This is a genomic window from Burkholderia sp. Nafp2/4-1b (assembly GCF_003635165.1).
Taxonomy (GTDB): domain Bacteria; phylum Pseudomonadota; class Gammaproteobacteria; order Burkholderiales; family Burkholderiaceae; genus Burkholderia.
Map to the genome: position 1 here is coordinate 19,466 of NZ_ML058624.1, position 25,146 is coordinate 44,611.

At 68.1% G+C, this 25,146-nt stretch carries 20 protein-coding genes; 10 read left to right on the forward strand and 10 right to left on the reverse strand.

Annotation, left to right across the window (positions count from 1 at the left end):
* Nucleotides 1–156 precede the first annotated feature (156 nt).
* From C7H84_RS29970 to C7H84_RS29980, 3 genes are all read left to right on the forward strand, one after another.
* Nucleotides 157–1,593: an aldehyde dehydrogenase family protein gene (locus C7H84_RS29970; protein ID WP_121862190.1), complete on the forward strand. Its 1,437-nt coding sequence runs from the start codon at nucleotides 157–159 to the stop codon at nucleotides 1,591–1,593.
* Between the two features lie 128 nt (nucleotides 1,594–1,721).
* Nucleotides 1,722–2,912: a nitronate monooxygenase family protein gene (locus C7H84_RS29975; RefSeq protein WP_121862191.1), complete on the forward strand. Its 1,191-nt coding sequence runs from the start codon at nucleotides 1,722–1,724 to the stop codon at nucleotides 2,910–2,912.
* A gap of 65 nt (nucleotides 2,913–2,977) precedes the next feature.
* The gene (locus tag C7H84_RS29980; RefSeq protein ID WP_121862192.1) at nucleotides 2,978–3,619 is read left to right on the forward strand and encodes an OmpW family outer membrane protein; all 642 of its coding nucleotides are present in this window, start codon (nucleotides 2,978–2,980) and stop codon (nucleotides 3,617–3,619) included.
* A gap of 75 nt (nucleotides 3,620–3,694) precedes the next feature.
* On the opposite strand, the gene C7H84_RS29985 is transcribed toward C7H84_RS29980, so the two are convergent.
* Nucleotides 3,695–3,898, reverse strand: a complete 204-nt coding sequence (locus C7H84_RS29985; RefSeq protein ID WP_014896954.1) for a DUF1289 domain-containing protein — start codon at nucleotides 3,896–3,898, stop codon at nucleotides 3,695–3,697.
* Nucleotides 3,899–4,283: 385 nt separating this feature from the next.
* Between C7H84_RS29985 and C7H84_RS29990 the strand changes: the two genes are divergently transcribed.
* The 4 genes from C7H84_RS29990 to C7H84_RS30005 all read left to right on the forward strand — a co-directional run bounded on the left by C7H84_RS29990 (nucleotide 4,284) and on the right by C7H84_RS30005 (nucleotide 8,370).
* On the forward strand, nucleotides 4,284–5,378 hold the full coding sequence (locus tag C7H84_RS29990; protein ID WP_121862193.1) for a polyamine ABC transporter substrate-binding protein: 1,095 nt from the start codon (nucleotides 4,284–4,286) through the stop codon (nucleotides 5,376–5,378).
* Between the two features lie 87 nt (nucleotides 5,379–5,465).
* Entirely contained in the window at nucleotides 5,466–6,626 is a 1,161-nt protein-coding gene (gene potA / locus C7H84_RS29995; RefSeq protein WP_121862194.1) for a polyamine ABC transporter ATP-binding protein, read from the forward strand.
* Nucleotides 6,623–7,552 carry an ABC transporter permease subunit gene (locus C7H84_RS30000; protein ID WP_121862195.1) on the forward strand — a complete coding sequence of 310 codons (930 nt, stop codon included), beginning with the start codon at nucleotides 6,623–6,625 and terminating at the stop codon, nucleotides 7,550–7,552. The genes potA and C7H84_RS30000 overlap by 4 nt, the downstream gene beginning before the upstream one ends.
* The gene (locus C7H84_RS30005; RefSeq protein WP_121862196.1) at nucleotides 7,549–8,370 is read left to right on the forward strand and encodes an ABC transporter permease subunit; all 822 of its coding nucleotides are present in this window, start codon (nucleotides 7,549–7,551) and stop codon (nucleotides 8,368–8,370) included. The genes C7H84_RS30000 and C7H84_RS30005 overlap by 4 nt, the downstream gene beginning before the upstream one ends.
* 109 nt (nucleotides 8,371–8,479) lie before the next feature.
* On the opposite strand, the gene C7H84_RS30010 is transcribed toward C7H84_RS30005, so the two are convergent.
* From C7H84_RS30010 to C7H84_RS30020, 3 genes are read right to left on the reverse strand one after another with little or no spacing between them, the layout of a single operon-like run.
* Complete coding sequence (locus C7H84_RS30010) at nucleotides 8,480–9,286, reverse strand: sulfite exporter TauE/SafE family protein (RefSeq protein WP_121862197.1); 807 nt, start codon at nucleotides 9,284–9,286, stop codon at nucleotides 8,480–8,482.
* Between the two features lie 18 nt (nucleotides 9,287–9,304).
* Complete coding sequence (locus tag C7H84_RS30015; protein WP_240462137.1) at nucleotides 9,305–10,597, reverse strand: FAD/NAD(P)-binding oxidoreductase; 1,293 nt, start codon at nucleotides 10,595–10,597, stop codon at nucleotides 9,305–9,307.
* 28 nt (nucleotides 10,598–10,625) lie between these two features.
* Nucleotides 10,626–11,510, reverse strand: a complete 885-nt coding sequence (locus C7H84_RS30020) for an MBL fold metallo-hydrolase (RefSeq protein WP_121862198.1) — start codon at nucleotides 11,508–11,510, stop codon at nucleotides 10,626–10,628.
* A 246-nt stretch (nucleotides 11,511–11,756) separates the two neighbouring features.
* On the opposite strand from C7H84_RS30020, the gene C7H84_RS30025 reads away from it, so the two are divergent.
* On the forward strand, nucleotides 11,757–13,154 hold the full coding sequence (locus C7H84_RS30025) for a sigma 54-interacting transcriptional regulator (RefSeq protein ID WP_121862199.1): 1,398 nt from the start codon (nucleotides 11,757–11,759) through the stop codon (nucleotides 13,152–13,154).
* 47 nt (nucleotides 13,155–13,201) lie between these two features.
* On the opposite strand, the gene C7H84_RS30030 is transcribed toward C7H84_RS30025, so the two are convergent.
* The 4 genes from C7H84_RS30030 to C7H84_RS30045 form a co-directional block, all read right to left on the reverse strand.
* Entirely contained in the window at nucleotides 13,202–14,230 is a 1,029-nt protein-coding gene (locus C7H84_RS30030; protein WP_121862200.1) for a MerR family transcriptional regulator, read from the reverse strand.
* 123 nt (nucleotides 14,231–14,353) lie between these two features.
* Nucleotides 14,354–15,952 (reverse strand): efflux transporter outer membrane subunit, encoded by a 1,599-nt coding sequence (locus C7H84_RS30035; protein WP_121862201.1) that lies wholly within the window; start codon nucleotides 15,950–15,952, stop codon nucleotides 14,354–14,356.
* 2 nt (nucleotides 15,953–15,954) lie between these two features.
* Nucleotides 15,955–19,134 (reverse strand): efflux RND transporter permease subunit, encoded by a 3,180-nt coding sequence (locus tag C7H84_RS30040; protein ID WP_121862202.1) that lies wholly within the window; start codon nucleotides 19,132–19,134, stop codon nucleotides 15,955–15,957.
* Entirely contained in the window at nucleotides 19,131–20,240 is a 1,110-nt protein-coding gene (locus C7H84_RS30045; RefSeq protein WP_121862203.1) for an efflux RND transporter periplasmic adaptor subunit, read from the reverse strand. Before C7H84_RS30045 ends, C7H84_RS30040 begins: the two co-directional genes overlap by 4 nt.
* A 191-nt stretch (nucleotides 20,241–20,431) precedes the next feature.
* On the opposite strand from C7H84_RS30045, the gene C7H84_RS30050 reads away from it, so the two are divergent.
* The gene (locus tag C7H84_RS30050) at nucleotides 20,432–21,052 is read left to right on the forward strand and encodes a TetR family transcriptional regulator (protein WP_121862204.1); all 621 of its coding nucleotides are present in this window, start codon (nucleotides 20,432–20,434) and stop codon (nucleotides 21,050–21,052) included.
* Between the two features lie 97 nt (nucleotides 21,053–21,149).
* Here C7H84_RS30050 and C7H84_RS30055 read toward each other — a convergent pair whose 3' ends face one another.
* Nucleotides 21,150–22,883 carry a ClcB-like voltage-gated chloride channel protein gene (locus C7H84_RS30055; protein ID WP_205611477.1) on the reverse strand — a complete coding sequence of 578 codons (1,734 nt, stop codon included), beginning with the start codon at nucleotides 22,881–22,883 and terminating at the stop codon, nucleotides 21,150–21,152.
* Between the two features lie 115 nt (nucleotides 22,884–22,998).
* Nucleotides 22,999–24,081 (reverse strand): YeiH family protein, encoded by a 1,083-nt coding sequence (locus C7H84_RS30065; protein WP_121862207.1) that lies wholly within the window; start codon nucleotides 24,079–24,081, stop codon nucleotides 22,999–23,001.
* Between the two features lie 110 nt (nucleotides 24,082–24,191).
* Here C7H84_RS30065 and C7H84_RS30070 point away from each other — a divergent pair, with 110 nt between their 5' ends.
* Entirely contained in the window at nucleotides 24,192–25,094 is a 903-nt protein-coding gene (locus C7H84_RS30070; RefSeq protein ID WP_121862208.1) for a LysR family transcriptional regulator, read from the forward strand.
* Nucleotides 25,095–25,146: the final 52 nt, after the last annotated feature.

Sequence of the window (25,146 nt, forward strand, 5' to 3'; positions counted from 1 at the left end):
TCGCGCGGATGCCGCAGCAGCACGAAACCGGCGGCCGGGCGGCCGTTCCGCGAATCTCCGGGCGGGCCGTCCGGCGGCCCTCGCGGTTTCGTCCGACGTCATCGCCGGGCCGCGCGACACTCGTTAGAATGGCCGTTTTCCGGGAGACAGGAAGCGATGAAAATCTACGACCAGTTCTACATCGACGGTGCATGGCGCAAACCGGCCGGCACGGGCACGATCGACGTGATCGACTCGGGCACCGAAGCCGTGATCGGCCGGATTCCCGAGGGCGTGGCGTCGGACGCGCACGACGCGATCCGCGCGGCGCGCGCCGCCTTCGACGCGTGGGCCGCGACGCCGGCCGCGACGCGCGCGGGTTACCTGCGCAAGATCGTCGAGCGCCTGCAGGCGCGCAGCGAGGAACTCGCGCAGTCGATCACCGGCGAAGTCGGGATGCCGATCAAGCTGTCGCGCGCGATCCAGGTCGGCGGCCCGATCTACAACTGGAAGGCGTACGCGAAGCTCGCCGAATCGTTCGAATTCGAGGCGACGGTCGGCAATTCGCTGGTGGTGCGCGAGCCGGTCGGCGTCGTCGCGGCGATCACGCCGTGGAACTACCCGCTCAACCAGGTCACGCTGAAGGTCGCGCCGGCGCTGGCGGCCGGTTGCACGGTCGTGCTGAAGCCGTCCGAAGTCGCGCCGCTCAACGCGTTCATGCTCGCCGAGGCGATTCATGAAGCGGGCCTCCCGCCGGGCGTATTCAACCTCGTGTGCGGTTATGGCCCGGTCGTCGGCGAAGTGCTGGCCACCGATCCCGACGTCGACATGGTGTCGTTCACCGGCTCGACGCGCGCCGGCAAGCGCGTGGCCGAGCTCGCGGCCGCGGGCGTGAAGCGCGTGGCGCTCGAGCTGGGCGGCAAGTCGGCATCGGTGATCCTCGACGATGCCGATTTCGCGACGGCGGTGAAGGGCACGGTCAACGCGTGCTACCTGAACGCCGGGCAGACCTGCTCGGCGCACACGCGGTTGCTGGTGCCGGAGGCGCGCTACGACGAAGCGCGCGAGATCGCGAAGGCGGCGGCCGAAGCGTATGTCGCCGGCGATCCGCGTCAGGAAACGACGCGCCTCGGCGCGCTCGCGTCGGCCGCGCAGCAGCAGCGCGTGCAGGCTTACATCCAGCGTGGGATCGATGATGGCGCGGAACTCGTGACGGGCGGCACGGGGCTGCCGGACGGGCTCGCAAAGGGCTTCTTCGTGAAGCCGACGGTATTCGGCCGCGTCGATCCGAAATCGACGATCGCGCAGGAGGAGATATTCGGGCCGGTGCTGTCGATCATCACGTATCGCGACGAAGACGAAGCGGTGCGGATCGCGAACGATTCGCCGTACGGGCTTGGCGGCGCGGTGTGGGCGGGCAGCGACGAACGTGCGATGCGCGTCGCGCGCCGCATCCGCACCGGGCAGGTCGACATCAACGGCGGCACGTGGAACGCCGCCGCGCCGTTCGGCGGCTACAAGCAGTCGGGGCATGGCCGCGAGAACGGCGTGTACGGCCTCGAAGAGTATCTCGAATACAAGTCGATGCAGCTCAAGCCCGCGAACCCGGGCTGAACGTTTCATCCTGCATGACCTGCAACGGCACGCTCGCGTGCCGTTTTTTTATTGACGGACGTCAAGGTGCGCGCCGGTGGATCGTCGATCATCGCGGTTCCGATTTTCGATGTTTCGACGAGGTTCAGATGACCGCACGCACTTCCTTCCCGCCGCTGACGATTCGCGGCCGCACGTTGCTGCCCGTGGTGCAGGGCGGCATGGGTGTCGGCATCTCCGCGCACCGCCTTGCGGGCAGCGTTGCGCGCGAAGGCGCGCTCGGCACGATCGCCAGCATCGACCTGCGCCACCACCATGCGGACCTGCTCGCGCGCTGCCGCGCGAATCCCGATCGCGCGACGCTCGAGGCCGCGAACCTCGACGCGCTCGCTCGCGAGATTCGCCTCGCGAAGACCTACAGCGAAGGACGCGGGATGATCGCGGTCAACGTGATGAAGGCGGTGAGCGCGCATGCGGACTACGTGCGCGTCGCGTGCGACGAGGGCGCGGACGCGATCGTGATGGGCGCGGGCCTGCCGCTCGATCTGCCCGATCTCACGGCGAGCCATGACATCGCGCTGATCCCGATCCTGTCGGACAGCCGCGGGATCGCGCTGGTGCTGAAGAAATGGATGAAGAAGGGGCGGCTGCCCGATGCGATCGTGATCGAGCATCCGGCGCACGCGGGCGGCCATCTCGGCGTCACGCAGCTCGACGACATGCACGATGCGCGCTTCGACTTCGCACGCGTGCTCGACGAGACCGCGCAGGTGATGGCGTCGCTCGGCCTCGCGCGCGACACGATCCCGCTGATCGTCGCGGGCGGGATCAATAGCCACGCGACGGTACGCGCGGCGCTTGCCGCCGGCGCGAACGGCGTGCAGGTCGGAACGCCGTTCGCGGTGACGGAAGAGGGCGATGCGCATCCGAATTTCAAGCGCGTGCTCGCCGATGCGCTGCCCGACGACATCGTCGAATTCGTCAGCGTGACGGGATTGCCGGCGCGCGCGGTGAAGACGCCGTGGCTCGATCGTTACCTGCGCAACGAAACGCGCATCCGCAACAAGCTCGGAGCGTTCAGGCAACGCTGCCCGACCGCGCTCGAATGCCTGAGCGTATGCGGGCTGCGCGACGGCATCGAGAAGTTCGGTCATTTCTGCATCGACACGCGGCTCGCGGCAGCATTGCGCGGCGACGTCGCGAACGGGCTGTTCTTCCGCGGCCGCGAAGCGCTGCCGTTCGGCAACGCGATCCGCAGCGTGCACGATCTGCTCGATCTGCTGCTGACGGGCCGGACGGCGGAGCCTGCGACAAACCGTCCCACGTTTACGCTGGCTTGACGAATATCAAGATGACGAAAAGACCCTACGTGGAGAATGGGAACCATTCTTTGGGGGTCCGTACCATGCATAAAACGATTCGAACTTGTGTCACCGCAGCCGCCGTCGCGGCCAGCATCGTCGCGATGCCGTCGCTGTCGCACGCGGCGTCGCCGGGCGACGGCATCAACCAGGGTGACGTCCTGGTCCGGCTGCGCGCGATCAGCATCCAGCCGAACGAGCGCGCGAGCGACACGCTCGGTGCAATCAACACGGGCGTGAACAACGCGATCGTGCCGGAGCTCGACTTCACGTACATGATCCGCGACTACCTCGGCGTCGAGCTGATCCTCGGCACGTCGCGTCATCAGATGACGTCGAGCCTCGGCAATCTCGGCGGCGTGGGCGTGCTGCCGCCGACGCTGTTGCTGCAGTATCACTTCAACCATGCGGGCAAGGTTCGTCCGTACGTCGGCGCCGGGTTGAACTACACGTACTTCTACAACAACGGGCTCAACGTCGGCGGGGAAGGCGTGTCGATCAACAAGAGCAGCTTCGGTCCCGCGCTGCAGTTCGGCGTGGACGTGCAGCTGACGAAGAAGGTGTTCATGAACGTCGACGTGAAGAAGATCTGGATGAGCACCGATGCGACGCTCGGCGACAAGGGCATCGGCACGCTGCACATCGATCCGCTGATCGTCGGCGTGGGCGTCGGGATGAAGTTCTAGACGCGACGGAAAAAGAACAGAGTTGGGGTTGGCGGCATGGCGGTCGGCATGCCGCTCTTTTTTTGCGCGGCGGATTTACAGCTTGTCGTACTGGAAGCGCATCGCGGTGCCTTCGCGCGTGATGCGCTCCCACACCGTGCGTTTTTCGTCGTCGCTCAGGAACACCCAGTTCGAGACTTCGGCGGCCGTGCGGCCGCAGCCCTTGCAGACTTCGTCGAAGAGCGTCGAGCACACGCCGATGCAGGGGCTGTCGGGGAGGTCGTGAAGATTGGAGGCCATCGGGAGGGTTCGCGCAGTGAAATCGTCAGGGCGTCATTTTAATGCATCGGCACCGGTCGGCCCGCGGGCGTCGCCGGCGGGCTGTCCGGTCGCGTGGCCGTGACACTGCGGCGCGCATTGCCCGGCTGCCCGAACGCTTTCTTTTCCTGATGGACAGGCGCCGATTACCCGATAGAATTCCCCGGGGATAGCCAACCGCCGCGGCCCGCCTGGCGCGGCTCGCGGCGGTAATCTGTTCCGTTTGCGCGACACCGGCATGATTTTTTTGTGACGGGGCGCGAATGATGGTAGTTTTCGGGGTTTTCAAGGGGCGGCGTGCCAGAATGCGCCGCCATGACGAGGCAGACGGCAGCCGGGCAACCTGTCCGGCCGAAGGGAGAACGGGATGAAAGCAAAGGTAGTGGGCCGGTTCGCAGCGCTCGCGCTGTGCGTGGGTGCATCGGCGGCGGCGGCGAAGGATACGCAGCTCAATATCTATAACTGGTCGGACTACATTGCGAAGGACACGATCCCGAACTTCGAGAAGCAGGCGGGCGTCAAGGTCCGCTACGACAACTACGACAGCGACGACACGCTGCAGGCGAAGCTGCTGACGGGCAGTTCGGGCTACGACATCGTCGTGCCGACCAGCAACTACGCGGGCAAGCAGATCGCCGCCGGCATCTTCGCGCCGCTCGACAAGTCGAAGCTGCCGAACCTCAAGTACCTCGATCCGCAGCTGATGGCGCTCGTTGCCGGCGCCGACCCGGGCAACAAGTATTCGGTGCCCTGGGCGTACGGCACGACCGGCCTCGCATACAACCTGACGAAGGCGCAGCAGGCGCTCGGCAAGGTCCCGCTCGACAACTGGGACATCCTGTTCAAGCCGGAAAACCTCGCGAAGCTGAAGACCTGCGGCGTGTCGGTGCTCGATGCGCCGGACCAGATGTTCGCGGCAGCGCTGCACTACATCGGCAAGGATCCGATGAGCACGAACCCGGCCGACTACAAGGCCGCGATGGACGTGCTGAAGAAGATCCGCCCGTACATCACGCAGTTCAACTCGTCGGGCTACATCAACGATCTGGTCGGCGGCGACATCTGCTTCGCGTTCGGCTGGTCGGGCGACGTCGTGATCGCGAAGCATCGCGCGATGGAAGCGAAGAAGCCGTACAAGGTCGAGTACTACATTCCGAAGGGCGGCGCGCCGGTCTGGTTCGACGTGATGGCGATTCCGAAGGACGCGAAGAACAAGGAAGCCGCGCTGCAGTGGATCAACTACATCGAGGATCCGAAGGTGCACGCGGCGATCACGAACGCCGTGTACTACCCGAGCGCGAACGCCGAGGCCCGCAAGTACGTGCGGCCGGACGTCGCGAACGACCCGGCCGTCTACCCGCCGGCCGACGTCGTGAAGACGCTGTTCCTGCTGAAGCCGCTGCCGCCTGAAATCCAGCGTCTGCAGACGCGTCTGTGGACCGAGCTGAAATCGGGCCGCTGACGCGAGCCGGAGTGAGCCAGCAGTCATGAAGCCCCTGGGTGCCCCCGGGGGCTTTGTTCGTCAAACGCAGGAGAGAAGCAGCACATCATGAATAGCCAGTCGGGTGCGCCGGTCGCGGCCGCGCCGTCCTTCGTTCCTTCGCCCGGCGCCGGCACGCGCGCCGAGAACTTTGTCCAGATCGTCGACGCCGTCAAGAAATTCGGCGAGACCGAAGTGGTGCGCAACGTCAGCCTCACGGTGCGCCAGGGCGAGCTGTTCGCGCTGCTGGGCAGCTCGGGTTCCGGCAAGTCGACGCTGTTGCGGATGCTCGCGGGCCTCGAGACGGTCACGTCGGGCAAGATCCTGATCGACGGCGAGGATCTCGCGCAGATGCCGCCGTACAAGCGGCCCGTGAACATGATGTTCCAGTCGTATGCGCTGTTCCCGCACATGTCGGTCGAAGCGAACGTCGCATACGGCCTGAAGCAGGAAGGCACGCCGAAGGCCGAGCTGAAGGAGCGTGTCGCGGCGGCGCTGGAGCTCGTGCAGATGAGCAAGTACGCGAAGCGCAAGCCGCACCAGCTGTCGGGCGGCCAGCAGCAGCGCGTCGCGCTCGCGCGTTCGCTCGTGAAGCGCCCGAAGGTGCTGCTGCTCGACGAGCCGATGTCGGCGCTCGACAAGCAGATCCGCCAGCGCACGCAGATCGAGCTCGTCAACATCCTGAAGAAGGTGGGCGTCACCTGCATCATGGTCACGCACGACCAGGAAGAAGCGATGACGATGGCGAACCGGCTCGCCGTGATGAGCGAAGGGCAGATCGTGCAGATCGGCACGCCGAACGAAGTCTACGAATATCCGAACAGCCGTTTCTCGGCCGAATTCATCGGCTCGACGAACCTGTTCGACGGCGTTACCGTCGAGGACGAGCCGGATTACGTGTACATCGAGTCGCCGGAGCTGCCGAGCCGGCTGTATGTGAGCCACGGGATCACGGGCCCGCTCGGGATGCCGGTCACGGTGTCGGTGCGCCCCGAGCGGATCGCGCTCACGCGCAAGCCGCCCGAAGGCGCGTTCAACTGGGCGCGCGGCAGGATCACGAACGTCGCGTACATGGGCGGCTATTCGCTGTATCACGTGAAGCTCGACGCGGGCAAGACGGTGATCGCGAACGTATCGAGCCTCGCGATCACCGAGCTCGACACGCCGTCGCTCGGCGACGAGATCTACGTGCGCTGGAGCGCGACGGCAGGGGTGGTGCTGACGTCATGACCGCGCTCAAGTCCCTGCTCGCATGGCCGGTGCGGCGCTTCAACCTCACCGGCGGCTCGGCGGTCGTCGCGGGGCCGTACACGTGGCTCGTGCTGTTCTTCCTGGTGCCGTTCGTGCTGGTCGTGAAGATCAGCTTCGCGGAGCTGCAGCTCGGCATCCCGCCGTATACGGAACTCGCGTCGTACACCGAGGGCGTGGTGCACATCGCGCTGAACCTGTCGCACTACGCGTTCCTGCTCACCGACAGCCTGTATTTCGCGACCTACGTGAATTCGGTGGAGGTGGCCGCGATCACGACGCTGCTGTGCCTGCTGATCGGCTATCCGATGGCGTACTACATCGCGCGTTCGAATCCGGCGACCCGCAACCTGCTGATGATGGGCGTGATGCTGCCGTTCTGGACGTCGTTCCTGATCCGCGTGTATGCATGGATCGGGATCCTGAAGAACAACGGGCTCCTGAACAACTTCCTGATGTGGATCGGCCTCACGCATACGCCGATCGAGCTGTACCGCACCAACTACGCGGTGTACATCGGGATGGTGTATTCGTACCTGCCGTTCCTCGTGATGCCGCTGTACGCGCACCTCGTGAAGATGGACCTGCGCCTGCTCGAAGCCGCGTACGACCTCGGCGCGAAGCCGTGGAAGGCGTTCGTGCAGATCACGCTGCCGCTGTCGAAGAACGGGATCATCGCGGGCTGCCTGCTGGTGTTCATTCCGGCGGTCGGCGAGTACGTGATTCCGGAACTGCTCGGCGGCGCGAATACGCTGATGATCGGCCGCGTGATGTGGAATGAGTTCTTCAACAACGCAGACTGGCCGATGGCGTCGGCCGTGACCTGCGCGATGGTGCTGCTGCTGCTCGTGCCGATGGCGATGTTCCAGCACTTCCAGGCGAAGGAGCAGGAGGGCCGCCGTCGATGAAGCCGAATCGTTACCTGCAGTTCGCGGCGCTGTTCGCCGGCTTCGCGTTCCTGTACATCCCGATCGTCAGCCTGATCGTCTATTCGTTCAACGAGTCGAAGCTCGTCACCGTGTGGTCGGGCTTCTCGCTGCGCTGGTACTCGGCGCTCGTGCAGGACGACGAGCTGCTGACGGCCGCGTGGCTGTCGCTGAAGATCGGCTTGCTGACCGCGTTCGCGTCGGTGTTCATCGGCACGTGGGCCGGCTTCGTGCTCGCACGGATGGGCCGCTTTCGCGGCTTCGCGCTGTTCAGCGGGATGATCAACGCGCCGCTGGTGATTCCCGAGGTGATCCAGGGGATCTCGCTGCTGCTGCTGTTCATCGAGCTCGCGAAGTGGATCGGCTGGCCGGCCGAGCGCGGCGTGTTCACGATCTGGCTGGGGCACGTGATGCTGTGCATCTCGTACGTCGCGATCATCGTGCAGTCGCGCGTGCGCGAGCTGAACCCGTCGCTCGAGGAAGCCGCGCTCGATCTCGGCGCGACGCCGCTGAAGGTGTTCTTCACGGTCACGCTGCCGCTGATCTCGCAGGCGCTGATCGCAGGCTGGCTGCTGTCGTTCACGCTGTCGATCGACGACCTGGTGCTGTCGGCGTTCCTGTCGGGCCCCGGCTCGACGACGCTGCCGCTCGTCGTGTTCTCGCGCGTGCGGCTTGGCCTGAACCCGGAGATGAACGCGCTCGCGACGCTGTTCATCGTCGCGGTGACGGCCGGCGTCGTGATCGCGAATTTCGTGATGCTGCGTCAGGAGCGCAAGCGAATGATGGCGTTCGCGGTCTGACGGCGAGCGCGTCGCCACGCACAGGTTGCCGACGCAACGAACAACGCCCGGTGCCGATGACGAGTCGGGCCGGGCGTTTTATTTGATGGTGCGCGCTGCGCCGCGTGGCTTATGCGCCAAACGCCGCCTTGGCCAGCAGCCCGAGCGCCACGCAGACGAGCACGACCGCGAACCCGGCCTGCACGTGCCGCGCTGACAGGTGCCGCGACGCACCGCGGCCGGCCGCCATCCCGATCGCGGTCGCGACCGTGAACCACAGCATCATGTCGAGCGGCGCGCGCGTGCCCGAGACGAGCGTCGCGAACACGCCGCCGGTGCCGACCAGCGCGATCACCATCAGCGACGTCGCGACCACGCCGTGCATCGACACGTTCGTGAACTTGCGCAGCATCGGCACGATCACGAAGCCGCCGCCGACGCCGAGCAACCCCGTCATCAGCCCCGTGACCGCGCCGGTCGACGCAAGCGCGAGCCCGACCGGCCAGGACCACACGAGCCGGCCCGTATCGGGGTTCACGCGGCCGACGCACAGCGGCGACGCGTCGGTGTGGCCGGACGCGTTGCGCAGTGCCTGTCGCAGCAGGCGGCCCGCGACGACCAGCATCGTCAGCGCGAACAGCGCCAGCAGCACGCGTTGCGGCAGCACGTGCGCGAGTTTCACGCCGAGCGTCGTGAGCGGTACGCCGGCCGCCGCCATCAGCAGCGCCGCGCGATAGCGCACGAGCCCGCGGCGAAACCCTTCCAGCGCGCCGAGCGCGGCGCTGCCCGCGACCGCGACAAGGGCGACGGGCGTGGCCTGCTGCATCGGCCAGCCCATCCCGACGACGAGCGCGGGCACCGCGAGAATGCCACCGCCCGCGCCGGTGAGACCCAGCACGGCGCCTACGAGGCCGCCGAGTATCAAGGAAATCAGCATGGTGTCGTCAGGTGCGGGTCAACTTGCGATCGCGGGCTTCGCGAGCCATTCGCGGCCCTTGAGCATCGCCTTCCAGTAGATCGGCGGCAACACGCGCTCCTTGAGCAGCCACGCGAGCCGCGACGGGCGCCGGCCGTCGATCAGCCACGCGGGGAAGGTCGGCGCGACCTTGCCGCCGTACAGGAATTCCGCGAGCACGATCTTGCCGCGCTCGACGGTCAGCGGGCACGACCCGTAGCCGTCGTACGCGGCGGCGCCGTGCGCGCGGCCCAGCGACGCGAGCAGGTTGTGCGCGACGACGGGCGCCTGCTTGCGCGCGGCCGCGGCGGTTTTCGCGTTGGTCGTGTTGGTGACGTCGCCGAGCGCGAAGATGTCCGCGAACTGCTTGTGCCGCAGCGTCGCCGGATCGACGTCGATCCAGCCGGCCGCGTCGGCGAGCGGGCTCGCTCGCACGAAATCGGGCGCCTTCTGCGGCGGCACGACGTGGATCATGTCGAACGCACGCTCGACGGTTTCCGTGCCGCCGTCGGGCAGCGTGCGCGTGAACGTCGCGCGCCGGCCCGGCCCGTCGATCGCGACGAGGTTGTGGCCGAACGACAGCGCGATGTCGTAGCTTTTCACGTACTCCATCAGCGCGGGCACATAGTCGGCCACGCCGAACAGCGCGCCGCCCGCATTCAGGAACTCGACGTTCGCGGCGCCCAGGCGCCCCGTGCGCCGCCAGTGATCGCACGACAGATACATCGCCTTTTGGGGGGCGCCCGCGCACTTGATCGGCATCGGCGGCTGCGTGAAGAGCGCATTGCCGCCGCGGAACGCCTGCACCAGTTCCCACGTGTACGGCGCGAGATCGTAGCGATAGTTCGATGTGACGCCGTTGCGGCCGAGCGTTTGCGCGAGACCGTCGATCGCGTGCCAGTCGAGCTTGAGCCCCGGGCACACGACGAGCTTGCGGTAACCGATCCGCCGGCCGCCGTCGAGCACCACCATGCGCGCGTCGGGCTCGAAGCCGGCGACGGTCGCCTGGATCCATTTCACGCCGCGCGGCAGTACATCGGCCATTTGCCGTGCGGTCGTATCCGGCCGGAACACGCCCGCGCCGACCATCGTCCAGCCCGGCTGGTAATAGTGCATATCGGCCGGGTCGATCATTGCGATATCGAGCGACGCGTCGCGTGCGAGCAGGCTCGATGCGACCGCGATGCCGGCCGCGCCCGCGCCGACGATCACGATGTCGTGCTGCGCGTCGGCGGCCGGTGCGGCAATCTGGGGCGAGACCGACAGCGTGTCGGTCGGCTTGCGGATGGTCATGTCGGGGTTCTCCGTTGGGGGCGGCGGCTCAGATCGCGTCGAGCGGGATCTTCAGGTAGCGCACGCCATTGTTCTCGGGTTCGGGCAGGTGACCGGCGCGCATGTTGACCTGCACGGACGGCAGCATCAGTACGGGCATGTCGAGTGTCGCGTCGCGTGCGGTGCGCATGTCGACGAACGCGTCCTCGGTCACGCCGTCCTTCACGTGCACGTTCGCGCGGCGCTGCTCGGCGACCGTCGTCACGAACTGCACGTCGCGGCCGCCCGGCTGGTAGTCATGGCACAGATAGAGGCGCGTGTCGGGCGGCAGCGCCAGCACGCGTGCGATCGAGCGGTACAGCGTGCGCGCGTCGCCGCCGGGGAAGTCGCAGCGGGCGGTGCCGTAGTCGGGCATGAACAGCGTGTCGCCGACGAACGCCGCGCGTTGCGTCGCGTCGTCGACGCAGTAGGTCAGGCACGCGGGCGTATGGCCGGGCGTGTGCAATGCGCGGATCGTCAGCGCGCCGAGCGCGAGCGTGTCGCCGTCGTCCAGCAGGCGGTCGAACTGGCTGCCGTCGTGCGCGAAGCCAGGGCCGGCGTTGAACAGCGTGCCGAACACGTGCTGCACGCGGCGCACGTGCGAGCCGATAGCGATCTGGCCGCCGACGTGCGCCTTCAGGTACGGCGCGGCGGACAGGTGATCGGCATGCACGTGCGTTTCGAGCAGCCAGTGCACCGTCGCGCCGAGTTCGGTGACGCGCGCGATCAGCCGGTCGGCGCTGGCGGTGTGCGTGCGGCCGGATTTCGGATCGTAGTCGAGCACGCTGTCGATCAGCGCGCACGCGCGGCTCTCGGTATCGAGCAGCAGATAGCTGACGGTGTGGGTTGCCGGGTCGAAGAAGCCTTCGACCGACAGCTTGGGGGGATGGCTCACGGGATATCCTCGACCGGGTACTGGATCTGTCATTGCAGTTCCATGTTCAAGAAGCATGCCAAGTGGCCAGGCAAGGTCGGACGATGTGGCAGGTGCTTGATTCGGCTCGGATTTCGGGTGCGATTCCGACGCGACGCGGGTTGGGGCGGCGTGTTGTTGTTGAGTCAAACTGCCATGCCTGGCAGTGTCATGGCAGAATTGGCAGTCGGCCTGGCAGTCCGTCCGGCCATCCGTTTCGAGTGCTCCATGATTCCGCATGACACCATTCCGATCGTTCCCGCGCCGTCGCGCGATGTCATGCCCGACGTGCGTGCGCTGGTCGCGTATCTGGAACACGATCCTCAGCCGATGATCGTCGTCGATCCCGACTACCGCATCGTCGCGGCGAACGATGCGTACCGGCGCCAGTTCGGCGTGGCGGGCGTCGAGCACGTCGGCCGGCACTGCTTCCAGGTCTCGCATCACTACGACGTGCCGTGCGACCAGGCCGGCGAGCATTGCCCGATGAAGCAGGCGCTCGAGTCGCGCAGCCTGAACCGCGTGCTGCACATCCACCATACGCCGCGCGGCCCCGAGCACGTCGACGTCGAGCTGCGGCCGATCTTCGATGCGCAAGGCGACGTGATCGCGTACGTCGAGCGCCTGACGACGGTGCGCAGCGCGTCCGCGCAGCCGAGCGCGGAAGGGCTCGTCGGCGGCGCGGACGCGTTCAATGCGGCGCTCGGCGCGCTGCAGCGCGTCGCGCCGTCGATGCTGCCCGTGCTGCTGCTCGGCGAGTCGGGCACTGGCAAGGAACTGTTCGCGCGGGCGCTGCACGAGGCGAGCGAGCGTGCAATGGGGCCGTTCGTGGTCGTCGATTGCTCGGGCATCGCGGAGACGCTGTTCGAAAGCGAGCTGTTCGGCTACGAGAAGGGCGCGTTTACCGGCGCGAACCAGCGCAAGCCGGGCCTCGTCGAGACCGCGCAGGGCGGCACGCTGTTTCTCGACGAAATCGGCGACGTGCCGCTGCCGATGCAGGTGAAGCTGCTGCGGTTGATCGAGTCGGGAACGTTCCGGCGCGTCGGCGGCGTCGAGGCGCTGCGCGCGGATTTCCGGCTCGTCGCGGCGACGCACAAGCCGTTGCGCGAGATGATCGACGACGGCCGGTTTCGGCAGGATCTTTACTATCGGATCAACGCGTTTCCGATTCCGCTGCCGGCGCTGCGCGAGCGGCGCGGCGACGTCGCCTTGCTCGCCGAATCGATCCTGCGGCGCATCGCGAACGCGCGCGCCGGGGCCGGCGATGCGGGCGCCCGGCCATTCGTGGCCCGGCCGTTCGTGCTGACCGAGCGTGCGCGTGCGTGCCTCGATGCGTATGCGTGGCCGGGCAATATCCGCGAGCTGCGCAACGTGCTCGAACGCGCGTGCCTGTTCGCGGACGACGGGACGATTCGCGTCGAGCATCTGCCGGCCGAGCTGGTCGCGGCAGCGGCGGCGCCGCAAACGCATGCTTCGGATGCGCGCGGCGTGTCGGACGCGGAGCTCGTGCGGATTGCCGGCAGGTTCGACGGTACGCGCAAGCAGCTCGCCGAGCAGGTCGGGATGAGCGAACGCACGCTGTACCGGCGGATGAAGGCGCTCGGGCTCGGGATGCGCGGGCGGTGAGCGGGCGGTACACGGAAAACCCGCGTGCCGCCCGCATCGTTACCGGATCAGCGCACCGGCGCCAGTTGCGCCATCGCCTCGCGGATGAAGGCGAGCAGCGTCTCGTCGGTCCACGAATCCTTGGTCAGCGCCGGCTCGTTCATCAGCGCCGCGCGGAATTTCGCGTGCGTGGCCGGATCGTGGCCCGCATAGCTGCAGAACAGCTCGAGCCAGCGCTGCGCGAGCGCGCGGCCTTGCGGTGAATCGGGCTGCGTGCCCGCATCGATCGCGTCGCGCACGTCGGCCATCAGTTGCGGCCATTCCATCGCCCGTTCGCGGTAGTGCGCCCGCATGAAGCGGATCTCGTCCGGCGCGAGATACTTCTCGAAGAGCCGCATCTTCGTTTCCGACGAAGCACGCAATACATAGTCGCGCAACACGGTCGAAATGCCGATCTTCGACTGCATCGACGGTTCGCGCTCGTGCATCAGGTTCAGCTTCGCGAGCAACCGCGGATCGTTGTTGGTGTCGCGCACCAGCAGCGCCATCCAGCGCGCGGCGAGCGCACGGACGCGCTCGTCCTCGGCGGGTACGCCCGCATCGTGCAGCGCACGGACCTCGGCGACGAGTGCGATCCATTCCGCGTCGCCTGCCTGGCTCTTCTGGTACATCGGCAGGCGCGCGAGTTCTTCCTCGGAAAAATATTTGTCGTACACGGTCATCAACTCCAGTGTGGTGAGCCAATCGGCCAGTTCCGGCTCCGTGCCCGCGGCGAGCTGCGCGTGCAGGTGCACGAGCCGCTCGCGCAGCTGCGCGGTTTGCGCGAGCTGGCGGTCGAGCGACGCGATCTGCTTCGCGACGAGCTCGACGAGCGGGGTGCCGGGCTGGTTCAGGTAGTCGCCGATCTCGGCGAGCGACAGGCCGAAGCGACGCAACGCCTGGATCTGGTGGAGCCGGGCGATGTCGTCGCGGTCGTACAGCCGGTAGCCGTTGTCGGCACGCGCCGAAGGCGTCAGCAGGCCGATCGCGTGATAGTGATGAAGCGTGCGGACGGTCAGCCCGCTGCGTTTCGCCAGTTCTCCCACTTTCAGCCGCATATGTCCTCCGTTCGGTGCGCACACTGGAGTCTCGAACGTTACGCTACGTGAGGGTCAAGCGGAAGCTTGCAGATCGGCGCGCGGGGTGGTGCCGCGCGCCGTGGGACTGACGGACGCGCCGCGTTATTGCAGTGACGGCGGCGCGTCGGGCGGTGTTGCGCTTGCCTGTGCGGCCTGTGCGCCCGAGGCGTTTTGATCCGCGGCGCCGGCTGCGTCGGCTTTCCCTGCCTTCGCCGCGTGGCCGGCCGCGTCGACCGGCGCGACCGGCGGCGTGCCCATCGCCTGATACAGCCGTGCGGTATCCGCGAAGCGTGCGCCGGTCGCGCGGATCTCGTCGAGCCGTGCATTGTGGTACTGCAGCTCGCTTGCCCGCGCGGCCGACGGCGGCAACGCGCCGAGCCGCACGCGGGCGGCGGCGTCGTCGTAAGCGCCGCGTGCGGACAGCGCGGCGCGCGACGATGCCTCGAGCGCCTCCGCGTCGTGCTCGAGCGCGGCGAGCGAATCGGCGACGTTCTGGAATGCGGCCAGCACGGTCTGCTTGTACTGGTCGACCGCGGCCTCGTACGTTGCCTTCGCCGCGCGACGCTGCGCGAGCAGCGCACCGCCGTGAAACAGCGGCTGGCTCAGCGACGCGCCGACGTTCCAGATCGCGCCGGCGCCCGACAGCATCGCCGGCCAGCTGAAGCCGCCTGGGCCCATCGCCGCCGACAGCGACAACTGCGGGAACAGCTGCGCGGTCGCGACGCCGACTTCGGCGGCGGCCGCCTTCAGCCCCGCGTCGGCGGCCTGGATGTCGGGGCGGCTTTGCAGCAGGTCCGACGGCACGACAACCGGCACTTGCTCGGGCAGGTGCAGGTCGGCGAGCGTGAGATCAGCCGGTGCGCGATCGGGCGTGCGGCCGATCAGCACGGCCAGCGCATGGCGCGCCGAGTCGCGCTGCTGGCGCAGCGCGGGCAGGCTCGCGGCGAAGGTGTCGGCGCTTTGCTGCGCGTTCAGCGCGTCGCTGCGCGACGCCGAGCCGAGCGCATGGCGGCGTTGCGCGTCGTGCGCCTGGTCGTTCGCGAGCGCGACGAGCCGTTCGGTCGTCGCGATCTGCGCATTGAGCACCGCCACCGTGATCGACGCGGTGACGATGTTCGCGGCGAGCGCGCGGCGCGCCGATTCGAGCTGGAACGCGCTGACGTCGACGCGTTTCGCGAGCGCACGGTTCGCGAAGCGCGCCGCGCCGAACAGATCGATCGTGTAGCTCGCCTGCAGTTGCCCGACGAACGTGTCGTACAGCAGTGTCGGCGCGCCGAGCGCGGGGATCGGCACGCCGAGCGCGCGCTGGCGCGTGGCCTGGCCGCCCGCGTCGATCGACGGCAGCATCGAGCTGCCGATCTGTGCGCGCAACTGCTCGCGCGCGGCATCCAGCGAATGCGACGCCGCGCTCAGTGTCGGGCTGTTGCGCAACCCTTCGTCGACGAGCGCGTTCAGCGCAGCGGAGCGGTACTGTGTCCACCAGTCGGGCACGGGCTGCGCGCCGACTTCGAACTGTTGCGCGACGCCTTGCGCGGCGACGGTCTGCTGCACTTGCGGCGCGGCGCCGTAATGCGCGGGCGACGGTATCGCGGGCGGCTCGCCGCTCGGCGCGAACCAGGCGCAGCCGGCGAGCGGGCCAACGAGGCTCGCGGCCGCGATCGCACGCGCGGCCTTCGTTTTCAGGTTCATCGATCGATCCATGGTCAGGCTCCCGACGGCGCGGCCGGCGTGCGGCCGCCTGGCGGCGGGCCGTCGTGCGGGTCGCGCTCGTCACGCTTCACGCGGAACCACGCGGCGTACAGCGCGGGGAGGTAGAACAGCGTCAGCACGGTCGCGCTCGTGATCCCGCCCATCAGCGCGGTCGCCATCGGGCCGAAGAAGTTCGAGCGCAGCAGCGGAATCAATGCGAGCACGGCGGCCGCGGCGGTCAGCGTGATCGGGCGGAAGCGCCGCACGGTCGCGCCGACGATCGCATCGAAGCGGCCGTGGCCGGCCGCGATGTCCTGCTCGATCTGGTCGACCAGAATCACCGAGTTGCGCATGATGATCCCGAACATCGCGATCACGCCGAGCATCGCGACGAAGCCGAACGGCTGGCCGAACAGCAGCAGCGTGCCGACCACGCCGATCAGCCCGAGCGGCGCGGTCAGCACGACCATCAGCACGCGCGAGAAGCTCTGCAGCTGGATCATCAGCAGCGTGAACACGGCGATCGCCATCAGCGGCATCTGCGCATTGATCGAGCTCTGCGCCTTCGCGCTTTCCTCGACCGACCCGCCGATGTTGATCTGGTAGCCGACCGGCAGTTGCGCGCGCAACGCGTTCAGCTTGCCGTCGATCGCATGCGTGACGTCGATGCCTTGCGCACCGTCGCGTACGTCGGACTGCACGGTGATGGTCGGCTGGCGGTCGCGCTCCCACACCACGCCGTATTCGAGCGTCGGTGTGAAGCGGCCGAGCGAACCGAGCGGCACGGGGCCGTTCGGCGTCGGCAGCGCGAGGCCCGCGAGCTTCGCGGGATCGACGCGATCGGGGCGCGCCGCGCGCAGGTCGACCGCGATCAGCTTGTCGCGTTCGCGGTACTGCGTGACGGTCGTGCCGGACAGCGTCATCGCGAGGAAGCTCGATACGTCCTGCGACGTGACGTTCAGCTCGCGCGCCTTCTTCTGGTCGAGTTCGAAGCGCACCGACCGCTCGGCCGGCTCGTCCCAGTCGAACTGCACGTGCACCGTGCGCGCGTCGCCGCGCATCGTCGCCGCGACCTTCTCGGCGATCGAACGCACCGTCGCGATGTCGGCGCCGCTCACGCGGAACTGCACCGGGTAGCCGACGGGCGGCCCGTTCTCGAGTCGAGACAGGCGCCAGCGCACGGCCGGGAACTGGTCGCGCAGCGTGGTCTCGAGCCAGGTCGCGAGCTTCTCGCGTTGCTCGACCGATTTCGCGGTGACGACGAACTGCGTGAAGTTCGGCAACTGCAGCTGCTGGTCGAGCGGCAGGTAGAAGCGCGGCGCGCCGCTGCCGACGAAGCTCACCGAGTGGTCGATCTCGGGCCGCTTGGCGAGCACCTTCTCGAGGCGTTCGGTCTCCCGCAGCGTCGCGGCGAACGACGCGCCTTCCGGCAGCCGCAGGTCGATCAGCAACTCGGGACGATCGGAACTCGGGAAGAACTGCTGCGGCACGAGCGTGAAGCCCATCAGCGCGACGACGAAGAGGGCGCCGGTGATCAGCAGCACGACGAAGCGCCGCTCGATGCACCAGTCGATCCAGCCGCGCAGCCGCGTGTAGAAGCGCGTGTCGTAGATGTCGTGCTCGTGATCGTCCGGCAGGTGGGCTTCGTGCGCGTGCTTCTTGCGTTCGGGCAGCAGGTGATAGCCGAGCAGCGGGATCAGCACGACGGCCGCGAACCACGACGCGATCAGCGCAATCGCCGACACCTCGAAGATCGAGCGCGTGTACTCGCCGGTGCTCGATTTCGCGAGCGCGATCGGCAGGAAGCCCGACACGGTGACGAGCGTTCCCGTCAGCATCGGGAACGCGGTACTGGTGTACGCGAACGCGGCGGCGCGCGCGCGGCTGTAGCCCTGTTCGAGCTTCACGGCCATCATCTCGACCGCGATGATGGCGTCGTCGACCAGCAGCCCGAGCGCGAGCACCAGCGTGCCGAGCGACACCTTGTGCAGCCCGATGTCGAACAGGTACATGAAGAGCGCGGTGACGGCGAGCACGACCGGAATCGAGATCACGACGACCATCCCGGTGCGCAGCCCGAGCGATACCAGGCTCACGACCAGCACGATCGCCACGGCTTCGGCCACGGCTTCGAGGAAGTCGTCGACCGAATGCGCGACCGCGTGCGGCATGCTCGACACCAGCGTGAGCTTGAGGCCGGCCGGCAATTGCGCCTGCAGGTTTTTCGATTCGGCGTCGAGCGCCTTGCCGAGCCGGATCACGTCGCCGCCCGGCTGCATCGTCACCCCGATGCCGAGCACCGCATGGCCGGCCGCGCCTGGACCGGCCATGCCTGGACTGGCCGTGCGCATCTGCGTGACCTGCGGATCGTCATAGCCGCGCTTCACGGTGGCGAGATCGCCGAGCCGGAACGTGCGGCCGTTGATGCGGATCAGCGTGTCGGCGATCGCGTCGACGTTGCCGAACTGGCCGCTCGGCCGCACGAACACGCGATCGTCGGCGGTCGTCAGCACGCCGGCCGACGAGATGTCGTTCTGCGCGTTGATCGCCTGCCCGAGCTGCTGCGGCGAGATGCCGAGCCGCGTGAGCTGCGCGTTGTTCACCTCGATGAAGATCCGCTGGTCGGGGTCGCCGAAGTAGTCGACCTTGCCGACGCCCGGCACGCGCAGCAGCACGGTCCGCAACTGGTCCGCATAGTCGTGCAGTTGCGCGGGCGTGAAGCCGTCGCCTTCGAGCGTCCAGATGTTGGTGTAGACGTCGCCGAACTCGTCGTTGAAGAACGGGCCCTGCACGCCGGGCGGCAGCGTATAGCCGATGTCGCCGACCTTCTTGCGGATCTGGTACCAGGTCTCGGGCACGTCCTTCACGGGCGCCGAGTCCTTCATCGTGAAGAAGATCAGCGATTCGCCGGGGCGCGAATAGCTGCGCAGGAAGTCGATGGCCGGCGTTTCCTGCAGCTTGCGGCCGATGCGGTCGGTGACCTGTTCCTGCACCTGCCGCGCGCTCGCGCCGGGCCAGAACGTGCGGATCACCATCACGCGGAACGTGAACGGCGGGTCTTCGGATTGCGCGAGCCGCGTGTACGCGAGGATGCCCGCGAGCGTCGCGAGCGCGATCAGGTAGACGACCAGCGCCTGGTGGCGCAGCGCCCATGCCGACAGGTTGAAGCGGCCTTCTTCGCGAGGGCCGCTCATGACGCGAAATCCTCGGAATGCAGCGGCGCGACCGCGCGCACCTTCTCGCCCGCGCTGACCGTATGCACGCCTTGCAGCACGACGCGCTCGCCCGGCTGCAGCCCGCGCGACACGGTAACCGTGCGCTCGTTGAAGCGCGCGACGTCGACGCGGCGCAGTTCGAGCGTGTCGTCCTTTGCGCGCACGACCCACACGGCCGCATGCGGGCCGTCGTGGAACAGCGCGGTCGCGGGCAGCGTGATGCTCGGCGCATTGGCGGCCACCGGCGCGCCGTCGAACGCGACGTTCGCGGTCATCCCGAGGCGCACGGCCGGATCGGGCGCCGCGAGCGTGAGCCTCACGCGCCAGGTGCGGCTTTGCGGATCGGCGGCCGGCGCGATCTCGCGCACCTTCGCGGCGAACTGGCGGCCCGGCAGCGACGGCAGCGTGACGCTCGCCGCGTGACCGGGCGTGAGCGACGCGAGCGCGGCTTCGGGCACGTCGCTGACGACGTCGACGTCGCCGGACCACGCAAGCTGGTAGACGGCCTGGCCTGCCGACACGTTCTGGCCGGTGTCGGCCTGTTCGGCGGTGATGGTGCCCGCGTGATCGGCGACGAGCGTCGCGTAGCGGAGCTGGTTCTTCGCGAGCGCGAGCTGCTGCTGCGCCTGGTTGCGCTGCGCGAGCGCCGACGTGTAGCTGTTCTCGGTCTGTTCAAGCTGCGCGGTCGCGATCAGGTTCTCGCGGGCCTGCGCGCGATCGCGGTCGAGCTGCTGCTTCGCGAACGCGAGGCTGTGCGACGCGGCATCGAGCTGCGCCTGAGCGCTCGCGGCGTTCTTCTCGACGTCGGACGGATCGAGCAGCGCGACGACCTGGCCGGCCTTGACGGTATCGCCGAGCCGCACCTTGCGCTCGACGATCTTGCCCGCGATGCGGAACGACAGCGGCGTTGCATAGCGCGGCTGGATCTCGCCGGGCAGCGTCGCGGCGGCCGCGACGCCGTCGGCGTGCGCGGCCAGCGCGACGACCGGGCGCGGCGCGGGCGGCGCGGCTTCCTTCGGATGACAGGCGGCGAGGACGAGCGCGGTGCCGACCAGCAGCACGGCGCGGGAACCGGAGCGATTCACGAAACCCCCAGATCAGGTGAGAGCGGAACGAAGTCGGCAAGCGCGGTGGCGCCTGCCCCGAGTGGCGCCGAGTCCGGCGCGCACGAACACTGCCGAACGCGGTCGTTCGGAAACTGTGGCGGATTCTAATACACACCTGTATCTGAATGCAAAGATGAATCCGAAAGGGAAGGGATGCTAGACTGCGCGGCATGAAACCACAGCGCTTAACTCGCGAGCAGAGCAGGGACCAGACGCGCGAACGTCTGCTGAAAGCCGCGCATCGAACTTTTCTGAAGAAAGGCTATGTGGCCGCGAGCGTCGAGGACATCGCGGCGGCGGCCGGCTATACGCGCGGCGCCTTCTATTCGAATTTCCGCAGCAAGTCCGACCTGTTGCTGGAATTGCTGGAGCGCAACCACGCGGAGGTGCAGGCCGACTTCCAGGCGATTTTCGAAGGGGGCGGCACGCGCGAGCAGATGGAGTCGATGGCGCTCGCGTACTACCGGACGCTCTTTCGCGACGACGAGTATTCGCTGCTCTGGGGCGAGGCGAAGCTGCAGGCGGCGCGCGACGCGAAGTTCCGCGTGCGCTTCAACCAGTTCCTGCACGCCAAGCGGCTGCAGATGGGCGAATTCATCGAGCGCTTCGCCGAGCGCGCGGGCACGCCGCTGCTGCTGCCCGCCGACACGCTCGCGTTCGGGTTGATGTGCCTGTGCGACGGCGTGCAGTCGTATTGCACGGCCGATCCGCAGCACGTGTCGGCCGACGCGGCCGAAGCTGTGCTCGCCGGGTTCTTCGCACGGGTCGTGCTGGGGCGCGCGCCGGACTGAACGGTCGGGGGCTCAGGTGGGTGCTCAAGCGGGCGCTCGGCCGGCGCGCTGAGCGCCAACGCTGCGACGCAGCACCGGCCGCCGCGCGCAGATCGAGTCAGCGTTCGCCGGTCATCCGCCGGTACGCGTCGAGCAGCGACGTCTTGTAGACGACACCCGCGAGCGTCGGCTCGGCTTCGCTTTCGATCACCGGCAGCCGTTCGCCCTGAAACGCCATGAAGCGTTCGAGCGCGGTCGCGAGCGGCATGTCGGGCGTGAGCAGCGGAAACGGCGTGTGCGCGTAGTGGGCGGCCGTCTTGTCGGTCGTGTCGCGCTTGTCGAGCAGGTCGGACGTGATGTCCTTCAGTGCCACCGCGCCGCGAAAGCGCCCGGCGTCGTCGGTCACGTACAGATACTTCACCGGATATTCGAGAAACACGCGCGTCATGTCGGCGACGCTCGCGGTGAGCGGCACGACCGTCTGCGCGGGCTGGATCAGTTCGCGCATCTGCGTGGTGCGCAGCCGCAACCGTTCCTCCGCGTCCTGGTGGTGGCGCAGCGTGATCTCGTACATCGACGTCGTGCCGGTCGCCCGCGCGACGAAATACGCGAACACGCACGACACCAGCAGCGGCAGCACGACCTGGTAGCTGAGCGTCATCTCGAAGATCATCAGGATCGCCATCAGCGGCGCCTGCGTGGCGCCGGCCATGAACGCGCCCATCCCGACCATCGCGTACGCGAAGTACGCGGACGTGTGACCCGGCCACAGCGCGTTCATCACGAGCCCGAACAGCGAGCCGAACACGGCGCCGACGAACAGCGTCGGCGTGAACACGCCGCCGACCGCGCCCGAGCCGGCGGTCGCGGCGGTCGCGATCACCTTGAACACCAGCACCGCGACGAGCGCCTGCCAGGTCCACGGCGCATGCAGGATGTCGTTCACGACGCTGTAGCCGTTGCCCCATACGTCCGGAGTCCACACCGAGATCACGCCGACCACCAGGCCGCCGAGCGCGAGCCGCACCGGCAGCGGCACGGGCAGCCGCTTGAACTGGTGCTTCGACGCATCGAGCAGGTGCAGGAACTGCGGCGCGAGCACGCCGCACAGCGCGCCGAGCACGACGAACAGCAGCACCTCGGGGCCCGTCACGGGCGGGAACACAGGCATCTCGTACGGCGGCCGGTAGCCGGCGAATTCCCGCATCACGATGTTCGCGACGACGGACGCGACGACCATCGGCCCGAAGCTCTCCATCGTGATCGTGCCGAGCACGATTTCCGACACGAAGAACGCGCCGGCGATCGGCGCGTTGTACGCGGACGTGATGCCGGCGGCCGCGCCGCACGCGACGAGCAGGCGCAGGCGCGGCGGGTCGAAGTGCACGAAGCGGCCGACCAGCGACGACGCGAGCGCCGCGAGCTGCACCATCGGGCCCTCGCGGCCGATCGAGCCGCCGCTGCCGATCGTCAGCAGCGACGACACGCTGCGCCACAGGCTCTGCCGCACCGGCACGATGCCGTCGCCGAGCGCGACGGCTTCCATGTAGTCGGTGTTGCCGGATTGCTTGTCGCCGCGCGTCGCGAGCAGCAGCACACAGCCGGCGAGGAAGCCGCCCGCGGCCGGCATCCAGAAGCGCACGTACCACGGCAGGCTTCTCGCCATCTGCACGAAGCTGCCGCTCTGCCCGGAGATCAGGCGCTGCATCAGGTCGATGCCTTCGCGGAAACTCATGGTGGCGAACGCGCCGCCGACGCCGACGATCGCCGACCAGATCAGCATCGTATGGGCGTCCGACAGGCGGAACAGCGTCTGCGCGCGCGTGCGCAGCTTCAGCAGGAACGAGAGCACGGCTGAAAGTGGGCGATGAAGAGGACGAAGGAAAACGACGCGAAGCATAGCACTGCGCCGCGCCCGCGGGACCTTCCCGTCGGGCGCGGCGCGTGTCGCGGCGTGGACGTGCGGCTCAGCCAAGCCAGTGCTGCACCGCCCAGGTGATCCCGTAGCCGCCGGCGATCAGCCATACGTACAGGATCAGGCCGGTGATCAATGCGCGCGGGCCGGCCTCGCGGATCTGCGACACGCGGGTCTCGATGCCGAGGGCGGTCATCGCCATCGTCAGCGCGAAGGTGTCGAGCACGTTCAGCGTATGCGTGATGTCGGTCGGCAGCACGTTCAGTGAATTCACGATCACGAAGCCGAGGAAGCCCAGCGCGAACCACGGCACCGAGACCTTGCGCTGGCGTTGCGCGCCGTCGGCGCCGGCGGCGGCACTTGCCGAGCGGGCCGAGCGGGCGAGCCACCAGCCGAGCGTCAGCAGCACGGGCACCAGCAGCATCACGCGGGTCATCTTCACGATGGTCGCGACGTGCGTGACTTCGGGGCTGATGTCGCTTGCCGCGCCGACCACCTGCGCGACCTCGTGGATCGTGCCGCCGAAGAACAGGCCGAGGCCGGCCGGGTCGAGATTCAACAGACCGGCGTGATACGCGAGCGGGTACAGGAACATCGACAGCGTGCCGAACAGCACGACGCTGCCCACGGCCATCGCGCTCTGGTGCGGCTTCGACTGCAGCGTCGACTCGAACGCGAGCACGGCCGCGGCCCCGCAGATCGCGCTGCCGGCGGCGGTCAACAGCGCCGCGTCGCGATCGAGCTTCATCACCTTCATGCCGACCCAAGTGCCGATCACGAGCGTGCTGACGACGACCAGCACCGATACCGTCAGGCCAGGCAGGCCGACCTGCGCGATTTCCTGCAGGCTCACGCGCAGGCCGAAGAACGCGACCGCGATGCGCAACAGCTTGCGCGCGGAAAAGTTGACGCCGGCCGCCCAGCTGGCGGGCATGCCGTCGCGCAGCGCGTTGCCGTACAGCGTACCGGCGACGATGCCGACGATCAGCGGCGACAGGCCGAGCGCGGCGATCGCCGGCAGCTCCGACAGGCTGGTGACGGCGGCGGCGAACAGCGCGACGAACAGCACGCCGTTCAACTGGCCGCGCACCGACGGCGCGGCATGGCTGAGGTGGGGGCTCGGGGCAGTGGACATGGTGGCCGTGAGGAAACAGGTTGCGATGGCCTAATCCTAGTTTGGTTATATCGATATGAAAAATTGTGATTTGTGACATAAACTATCCGGAAAGCCGATAATTCATCCCCATGACCCCGGATCAACTGATAACGTTCGCGGCCGTCGCTGAACACCTGAACATCAGCCGCGCTGCCGTGGCGCTGCATCTGTCGCAGCCGGCCGTGTCGGGCCAGCTGCGCCTGCTGCAGGACGAGTTCGGCGAGCCGCTGTACCAGCGCGACGGCCGCGGCATCCGCCTGACGCCGGTCGGCGAACAGCTCGCGCAGTATGCGAACGCGCAGCGCGACACGTTCGCGCAGGCGCGCGCGTTTCGCGACGCGGTGCGCGGGCTCGATGCCGGCACGCTGCGGATCGGCGCGAGCACGACGCCGGCCGCGTATCTGCTGCCGTACCTGATCGCCGCGTTCCAGCCGCGCGCGCCGCGGGTCGCGATCCAGACGATGAGCGGCAATACGGCCGACGTGGTCGCCGCGCTCGCGTCTCTCGACATCGCGATGATCGAAGGGCCGCCCGGCGAGGCGCTGCCGCCCGGCACCGCCGTGCATGCGTGGCACGAGGACGAGATCGTCGCGGTCGTGCCGACGGGGCACGCGCTCGCCACGCCCGAGTTCGATGCCGGCGTCACGCTCGACGCACTGGCCGCGCATCCGCTCGTGCTGCGCGAGGAAGGCTCCGGCGTGCGGCAACTCGTCGAACGCGCGTTCGCGCACGGCGGCGCGCCGATGCGCGTCGCGTTCGAGATCGCGGGCGTCGAGGCCGTGAAGGAGGCCGTGCGCGCGGGGATGGGCGTCGGCTTCGTGTCGGCGATGTCGCTGCGTCACGACGGTGCGGCGCTCGTGCCGCGCTCGCTCGCCCCGGCGCCGCTCACGCGCCACTTCTCGATCCTGGTGCCGCACGGTGCCGCGCCGTCGCGCGTGGCGGCCCAGTTCCTCGACATGAGCCTCACGCACGAGACGCACGGCGCCGCATAGGCGTTCGAAGTCGCTGCGGGAAGAACGGCGGGCACGTATGCACCGGCGGGGA

Coding starts and splice junctions, on each gene's coding strand:
- C7H84_RS30000 (WP_121862195.1), top strand. CDS start 6,623: ATGACCGCGCTCAAGTCCCTGCTCGCATGGCCGGTGCGGCGCTTCAAC.
- C7H84_RS30050 (WP_121862204.1), top strand. CDS start 20,432: ATGAAACCACAGCGCTTAACTCGCGAGCAGAGCAGGGACCAGACGCGC.
- C7H84_RS30015 (WP_240462137.1), bottom strand. CDS start 10,597: ATGACCATCCGCAAGCCGACCGACACGCTGTCGGTCTCGCCCCAGATT.
- C7H84_RS29975 (WP_121862191.1), top strand. CDS start 1,722: ATGACCGCACGCACTTCCTTCCCGCCGCTGACGATTCGCGGCCGCACG.
- C7H84_RS29985 (WP_014896954.1), bottom strand. CDS start 3,898: ATGGCCTCCAATCTTCACGACCTCCCCGACAGCCCCTGCATCGGCGTG.
- potA (WP_121862194.1), top strand. CDS start 5,466: ATGAATAGCCAGTCGGGTGCGCCGGTCGCGGCCGCGCCGTCCTTCGTT.
- C7H84_RS29980 (WP_121862192.1), top strand. CDS start 2,978: ATGCATAAAACGATTCGAACTTGTGTCACCGCAGCCGCCGTCGCGGCC.
- C7H84_RS30065 (WP_121862207.1), bottom strand. CDS start 24,081: ATGTCCACTGCCCCGAGCCCCCACCTCAGCCATGCCGCGCCGTCGGTG.
- C7H84_RS30040 (WP_121862202.1), bottom strand. CDS start 19,134: ATGAGCGGCCCTCGCGAAGAAGGCCGCTTCAACCTGTCGGCATGGGCG.
- C7H84_RS30070 (WP_121862208.1), top strand. CDS start 24,192: ATGACCCCGGATCAACTGATAACGTTCGCGGCCGTCGCTGAACACCTG.
- C7H84_RS30035 (WP_121862201.1), bottom strand. CDS start 15,952: ATGGATCGATCGATGAACCTGAAAACGAAGGCCGCGCGTGCGATCGCG.
- C7H84_RS29990 (WP_121862193.1), top strand. CDS start 4,284: ATGAAAGCAAAGGTAGTGGGCCGGTTCGCAGCGCTCGCGCTGTGCGTG.
- C7H84_RS30025 (WP_121862199.1), top strand. CDS start 11,757: ATGATTCCGCATGACACCATTCCGATCGTTCCCGCGCCGTCGCGCGAT.
- C7H84_RS30005 (WP_121862196.1), top strand. CDS start 7,549: ATGAAGCCGAATCGTTACCTGCAGTTCGCGGCGCTGTTCGCCGGCTTC.
- C7H84_RS30030 (WP_121862200.1), bottom strand. CDS start 14,230: ATGCGGCTGAAAGTGGGAGAACTGGCGAAACGCAGCGGGCTGACCGTC.
- C7H84_RS29970 (WP_121862190.1), top strand. CDS start 157: ATGAAAATCTACGACCAGTTCTACATCGACGGTGCATGGCGCAAACCG.
- C7H84_RS30010 (WP_121862197.1), bottom strand. CDS start 9,286: ATGCTGATTTCCTTGATACTCGGCGGCCTCGTAGGCGCCGTGCTGGGT.